Source organism: Meridianimarinicoccus roseus (assembly GCF_003172915.1).
GTDB lineage: Bacteria > Pseudomonadota > Alphaproteobacteria > Rhodobacterales > Rhodobacteraceae > Meridianimarinicoccus > Meridianimarinicoccus roseus.
This window is the reverse complement of the sequence record NZ_QGKU01000022.1, coordinates 1-7,469: the sequence shown is the minus strand read 5'-3', so window position 1 is coordinate 7,469 and position 7,469 is coordinate 1. Positions and strand designations below refer to the sequence as shown.

The following is a 7,469-nucleotide window of genomic DNA, read 5'->3' as shown; positions in this document are numbered from 1 at the left end:
CATCGAGATCACCGGCGTGAACGACGGGCCGACGGCGGTGGCGGATTCGGACACGACGGGCGAAGATGGCCCTGCCCTGACCGGCGGCAACGTACTGGCCAACGACACCGACCCGGACACGGGCGACACCAAGACGGTCATCGGCGTCGGCGCCGCCACAGGCAATGTGGGTACCATCGTCACTGGCTCGAACGGCGGTGACTTCACCATCGACGCGAACGGCGACTGGAGCTTCGATCCGGCGGGCGCGTTCGAGGATCTCGACGACGGAGAGGACCGCGTCACCGAGGTCAGCTACACCATGGAGGACAGCCAGGGCGCGACCTCCACCACCACGCTGAGCGTGACGGTCAATGGCGCCAACGATCCGGCCACGGGGGGGACTCCGTCCGCCGCCTATACCGAGGATGACACCGGCCGCACCATCGACCTGCTGGCCGGCTCGAACGACGTGGATGGCGACGCGCTGACCGTGAACAATGTGACCGTGACGGCGCCGGATAGCCGGACGGTGACCTTCAGTGTCAGCCCGGCGGGCGTCCTGACGCTGGATGACGGCCAGTTCGAGGATCTGGACGAAGGCGATCTGTTCGAACTGACGATCGACTACAACATCAACGACGGCACGATCGACACCGCCACTTCGGCGAGCATCGAGATCACCGGCGTGAACGACGGGCCGGTCGCAGATCCGGATTCCGTCACGACCGACGAAGACACCCTTGCGGCAGCCTTCAACGTTCTGGACAATGACAGCGACGTCGACGCCGATGATACGCTGTCGGTTACCGCTGTGGGCGTGGGCACGCCGTCCGGCAATGTCGGCATGGCGGTCACGGGGTCGAACGGCGGTCTGTTCACCATCGGGTCGGACGGCGTGGCGAGCTTCGACCCGAACGGCGATTTCGAGGAACTGGAGGTCGGCGAAGACGCCACCACCGCCGTCAGCTACATCGTCACGGACAGCCAAGGCGCGACGGCGACCCAGACAGTCACGGCGACGGTCAACGGTGTGAACGATACGCCGGAGCCGGTGAACGACACCGCGTCGACGGACGAGGACACGCCGGTCAGCATCGATGTGCTGGACAACGACAGCGACCCGGACGTGCAGGACCTGACGATCACCATCGACACAGGGCCCGCAAACGGAACGGCCGTTGTGGACGACAACGGCACGCCGGGTGATCTGACCGACGACACGATCACCTACACGCCGGACGCCGATTTCAACGGCACCGACAGTTTCACCTACCAGGTGGATGACGGTGACGGCGGCACGGCGACGGCCACGGTGGAGGTGACCGTGAACGCGGTGAACGACGCGCCGGTGCAGAACACGCCGCCCGCCGCGACATTCACCGAGGATGATACCGGCCGCAGCATCGACCTGCTGGACGGCGCGAGCGATGTCGATCTCGACGATCTGGACGTGGCGAACGTGATTGTCACCGCCAGCGACGGGCGGAGTGTGTCCACCAGCGTCGATACCGAAACCGGCATTCTGTCGGTCGATGACGGCCAGTTCGACGATCTGGACGTGGGCGACACGGTGACGCTGGATGTGATGTACGACATCACCGACGGAACCTTGAACACGACGGCCACGGCCAGCATCGCCATCACCGGCGAGAACGACGACCCAGTGATCGGTTCGCCCGCCGCGTTCTCGATCGCCGAGAACACGACGGCCGTGGGCACGGTCACGGCGACCGATCTGGACGATGCCTCCACCGCGACGTTCTCCATCACCGGTGGCGATGACGGCGGTCTGTTCATTATCGACAGTGGCACCGGGGCGTTGAACTTCGCGGGGGCACCGGACTTCGAGCTTCCGACCGACACGGGTGGCGACAATGGCTACCAGGTCGAGGTCACCGTCACTGACGATCAGTTGGCGACAGATGTGCAAACCATCACTGTCACGGTGACGGATGCGAACGACGATCCGGTCGCCGTCGGTGACAGCTTCATCACCGTCGAAGACAGCGTGCTGACCCGTCTGCCCGCGCAGCTTCTGGCGAACGACACCGACCAGGACGGCGACACACCGGTCTTCACCGGGATCGTGACGTCCTCCGGCGTCAACGGAACCGTGGCCTTCGATGGCACCACGATTACCTTCACACCGGACGGGGATTTTAACGGCACGGCGTCGTTCGACTATACCATCGTGGACGGCAATGGCGGCACGGATACCGGCACGGTGACTGTCGATGTCCTGCCCGAACCGGATGTGCCCGTCGCGGGCGACGACAGCTTCACCACGGACGAGGACGTGGCGCTGATCGGCGCATCGGTGACCGGCAACGACACGGATGCGGATGGCGACACGCTCAACTACAGCCTCGTCACGGGCGCGGCGAACGGCACGCTGACCCTGAACGGCAGCGGCACATTCGATTACACTCCGAATGCCGATTTCAACGGGACCGACACGTTCACCTACGAAGTCGATGACGGCACGGGCCTGACCGACACGGCGGAGGTGTCGATCACGGTGAACGCGATCAACGACGCGCCGGATGCTGTGGACGATACCGCCACCACGGACGAGGACGTGTCAACGACCATCGCGGCCCTTGGCAACGACACGGACCCGGAGAACGACACGCTCACGGTCAGCGCATTCGACGCGACCAGCGCAGCGGGCGGAACGATCACCGAAAGCGGCGGGCTGTTCACCTATACACCCGGGGCGGAGTTCAGCGGGACGGATACGTTCAGCTACACCGTGACCGACGGTGATCTTACCGACACGGCAACCGTCACGGTCACCGTGAACGCCGTCAACGACGTGCCGGTCGCGGCGGATGATAGCGGCACCGTCAACGAGGACGGGTCGGTCACCATCGACGTGCTGGCCAACGATACCGATGCTGACGGCAACACCGACATCGACCCGGCCAGCGTGCTGATCGACGATGGCGGGTCCGGCACGACCAGCCTGAGCGTGCCGGGCGAAGGTACATGGACGGTGAACACCACCACAGGGGCGATCACCTTCTCGCCCGAGCCTGATTACGACGGCACGGTCACGCCGGTCGGCTACAGCGTGGCAGACCTTCAGGGGGCCCGATCGAATACAGCGCAGGTGTCGGTTACGCTGACGCCGCAGGCGGATGCGCCGGTCATCGACCAGGCGGATCCGTCGACGGTGAGCGTGGATGAGAACACAACCTCCGTCACCCAGATCACCGCGACCGACCCGGATACCGGCGACACGCAGACCTTCTCGCTAAGCGGTGACGACAGTACGCTGTTCACCATCGACGGGTCAGGCAACCTGAGCTTCATCGACGCGCCCGATTTCGAAATCGACACCTCGGATGACGGCGATCAGGTCTACGAGGTCGATGTCATCGTGACCGATGGCGATGGCCTGACCGACACGATCAGCGTCGAGGCGACCGTGCAGGACGCAAACGACGCGCCCGTCGCCGCAGATGACACGGTTCAGGACATGGTGGAGGACACGCCCTTCACATATCCAGAGGCCGTTCTTCTGGCCGGAGATACCGACCAGGATGGCGACGCCTTGAACGTGACGGCGGTGTCCAACGCGGTCGGCGGTGTGGCTGTGCTGAACCCCAGCGGTTCAGTGACCTTCACCCCCGATGCCGGTTACAACGGCCCGGCGTCGTTCGACTACACCGTGTCCGACGGCAACGGCGGCAGCGACGTGGGCACCGCCAGCTTCAACGTCGACGCAGTGCCGGATCTGCCTGTGGCCGATGACGACAGCATCACCGTCGCCGAAGGCGCGACCGGGTCGGGCAACGTGCTGGCAAACGACGAGGACGAGGACGGCGATGCGTTGTCGGTCACGCAGGTGAGCGGCAGCGCGGGCAATGTCGCGACGCTGATTGCCGGCGACAATGGCGGCCAGTTCGTCGTGAACGGTGACGGAACGTTCATCTTCGACACGAACGGTGAATTCACCGGGCTCGACCAGGGTGACAGCGCCACGACCAGCGTGACCTACCAGCTCTCTGCAGGTGGCGACACCGACACCGCCACGCTGAGCGTGACCGTGACCGGCACGGCGACCGCGCCGGTGGGCTTCCCGGTGACGTATACCGGTATCGGGGAGGACCAGTTCTTCGTTGAGAACATCGGCGATGGGTCCGGTGGCGTAGTGGGTGTCTTCTTCACGGATGAGGACAGCCCGCTTGCACCCGGCGACATCGCGCTGACCTCGGTCACGTTCGACGGCGTGTCCGTGCCGTTGGCCGGCAGCGGGGTGAACTACAATCCGCTGACAGGGGATCTGAGCATCGACGGCAGCGGGGTCGCGCTTTTCCAGGCGCTGGACGAAACCCAGACCGCCACGGTCGTCGCCACGCTCACGGCGACGGACACGACCGACGGAAGCCTGACCGGCGACAGTCTGGTGACGTTCGAAATCCAGGGCGTCAACGACGCGCCCACGATCACCTCAGGCGACACCTTCACCGTGCTGGAAAACAGCATCGCGCCGATCTTCAACGTCACAACGACGGATCCGGACGACGCGGCGCCGGTGTCCTATGCGCTGACGGGGACTGATCAGGACGATTTCCTGATCGACAGCAACGGGATCGTCACCTTCGCAGCCAGCCCCGACTTCGAGGCGCCGACCGATGCCGACACCGACAACGTCTATGAATTCACGGTCGAGGTTTCTGACGGGACTGACACCACCACCCAGGCGGTGACCGTGACTGTGGCGGATGCAAACGAACAGCCGGTTCAGGGCGGCGATCTGACGGCGACGGTGGACGAAGGCGCGGCGGTAACGCTCACCAACGCGGACCTGAATGCGACGGACCCGGAAAACGGAACGCGGACCTACTTTGTGACCGCTGCGCCGCTGGTGGGTGTTCTGTCCAACACGAATACCTTTGCGACCGGGATCACCAGCTTCACGCAGGCCGATATCGACTCGGGCTTCATCCAGTATGTCCATGACGGGTCGGAAACGACGGCGGACAGCTTCGACGTGGAACTTAGCGACGGCACCAACACACTGGCGCCGGTGACATTCACGCTCGATGTGAACCCGGTCAACGACGCGCCGGATGCGGTGGACGACAGCTATTCGACGGGCTTCGAGACGACTCTGGTCGTCGGCGCGGCGTCCGGGCTGCTGGCCAACGACACGGACCCCGAAGGCGACACGTTGCTTGCGCCGCTATTCACCGGAAATACGGTGAACGGGATCTACGAGATCCAGACGGATGGGTCGTTCACATACACACCCAACGCCGGCTTCACCGGCACGGACACATTCACTTACGAAGCCGACGACCAGAACGGCGGGTTCGACACCGCTACGGTAACAATCACCGTGGGCGGGGCCGTGGTGCCGGGACCTGGCGATGTAGTGCTGACGGGTGCCGATGACGTGTTCACCACACCCGATACCGGCGTGAACCGCGTGATTGGCGGCGATGGCGACGACACGATTTCCACCGGCGGCGGCAATGACATCCTCGTCGGTGGGGCCGGGGCCGACAACCTGTTCGGCGGCGCGGGCAACGACACGCTGATCGGCGGCACTGGCGGCGGCACGGTCAATGGTGGGGCGGGGGCTGACCTGTTCGTCTACCGCGCGGCCGACTTCCCCACGGGCTCTTTTACCATCGCCTTCATCGACGATTTCACCGCCGGCGAAGATACGCTTGAACTGAGCGGTTTTGCCGGGATCAACGACGCGTCGGATCTGACCATCGGCGACGGCTCGGGCAACGCCGTGATCTTCCTGCCGGGCGGCGTGGGCGCAATCGTCTTCAGCAACTTCACTTCGGTCGGCGAGGTCCCGCTGGGCGATATCGATGTCGTGACAACCGGCACGGACTTCGAATTCGACGTGGTCGTTACGGACCAGACCTTGAGCGAGGCGAGCGACAGTTTCGTGTCCCTCGACAGCGGGCCGAACGTCGTGGATGGCGGCGATGGCAACGACTTCATCAGCACGGCGGGCGGTGACGACACCCTGATCGGCGGCGCGGGCAGCGACGCCCTGTTCGGCCGTGCAGGAGAGGACACGCTGGATGGGGGTGCCGGAAACGACGCGCTGACCGGCGGTCTGGGTGCGGATACGTTCATCTTCCGCGCCGCCGACGCGCCGTCCGGAACGCTGGCGATCGACACCGTGACAGATTTCGAGATCGGGATCGACACGCTGGAGTTCAACGGTTTCGCCGGGGTCACGCAGTTCAGCGACCTGACCGTTCAGGACATCGGCGCGGACCTTCTAGTCGATCTCGGCGGAAGCCGCTTCGTGCGCCTCAACGGTCTCGACGATGTGACGGACCTGCAAGCCAGCGACACGCTCTTCACATGACCCCGCGCCTGCGCTCGGAACAAAGCCCTAGGATGTAAAGATGACCGATTTCACAGTTCCTGTCTTCGTGGCCCCGGAGCAAGATTACATCGATGCGCGGGATCTGGGGTTCTTGGGCGCCACGGTGCCACTGCAATCCGCCGACACTGCGACCTTCACCAGCAGCGACGGCACGCTCAGCGTTACGGATCAGGTCATCACGGCATCAGGGTCGCTGGGGGGAACTCCCCTTGTGATCGACCAGATCGAGTTCCGAACGATCAATTTCGGCGGCACCTCGGTCGATGTCGCAGTGATCTTTCCCGCGAGTTCGGCAGAAGTACTGATTGCGCCGGTCGATACGACGACCGACACGCTGACCGGCGGGTCGCTGGCCTTGGGCAGCTATTCCGTCGGCAGCGCCCTTGGGGAATCGACCTTCGCCTATCCGACGGGTGGCGGGGGTTCGGCGCCCGTCGGTGTCGCTGACAGCTACAGCACGGCCTTCGACACTGCGCTGACCGTCCCGTCACCGGTTGGCGTTCTGGCGAACGACACGGATGCCGATGGCGATACGCCGACCGCGGCCATCGATACGCCGCCCGCGAACGGGACGGTGACGCTGAACGCCGATGGTTCCTTCACCTACACGCCAACGGCGGGCTTCTCCGGTACCGACAGTTTCACCTATATCGCAACGGACGATGACGGGTCGTCCGCGCCCACGCAGGTTAGCATCGAAGTTGGGGCGTCCACCCCGCCCGCGTCGGTGCGTCTTGTGACCTATCCGGTGTCGGACGGTGATCTGAATGCGGCGCTGAGCGGGTTGCAGCCCGGCGGTCCGGAATTGCCCATCGGCAGCGACACGCGGATCGCCGAGATCGACAGCGCCGACAGCATCCTGAGCGTGGGCGACACGGTGACGACGCAGAACGACCCGGACAATCCGGGGACGCTGCAGGACGCGGTGATCGCTGAGATCGAGTTCCGCACGCTGACGCTGGGCGGGACGGATTACGAGGTGGCGATCCTGCGCTTCGACCCCGAGACGGAGAACCTCGTGGTGCCGCTGGATCTCGCGGCGGACGAGACGACGGACACGGTGCTGCCCGCGGGCACCTACGATTTCGGCGGCCCGCTGGCCGAGACGACCTTCACGCTG

2 protein-coding genes are annotated in these 7,469 nt (G+C 64.7%); both read left to right on the top strand.

Annotated features, from left to right (window positions below; all coding sequences use genetic code 11):
- Position 1 precedes the first annotated feature (1 nt).
- Positions 2–6,328, top strand: coding sequence for an Ig-like domain-containing protein (locus tag DKT77_RS05290; RefSeq protein ID WP_338016066.1), 6,327 nt, complete (start codon positions 2–4; stop codon positions 6,326–6,328).
- A 40-nt stretch (positions 6,329–6,368) separates the two neighbouring features.
- On the top strand, positions 6,369–7,469 hold a 1,101-nt coding region (locus tag DKT77_RS05285; RefSeq protein WP_238547701.1), incomplete at its 3' end, for a cadherin-like domain-containing protein.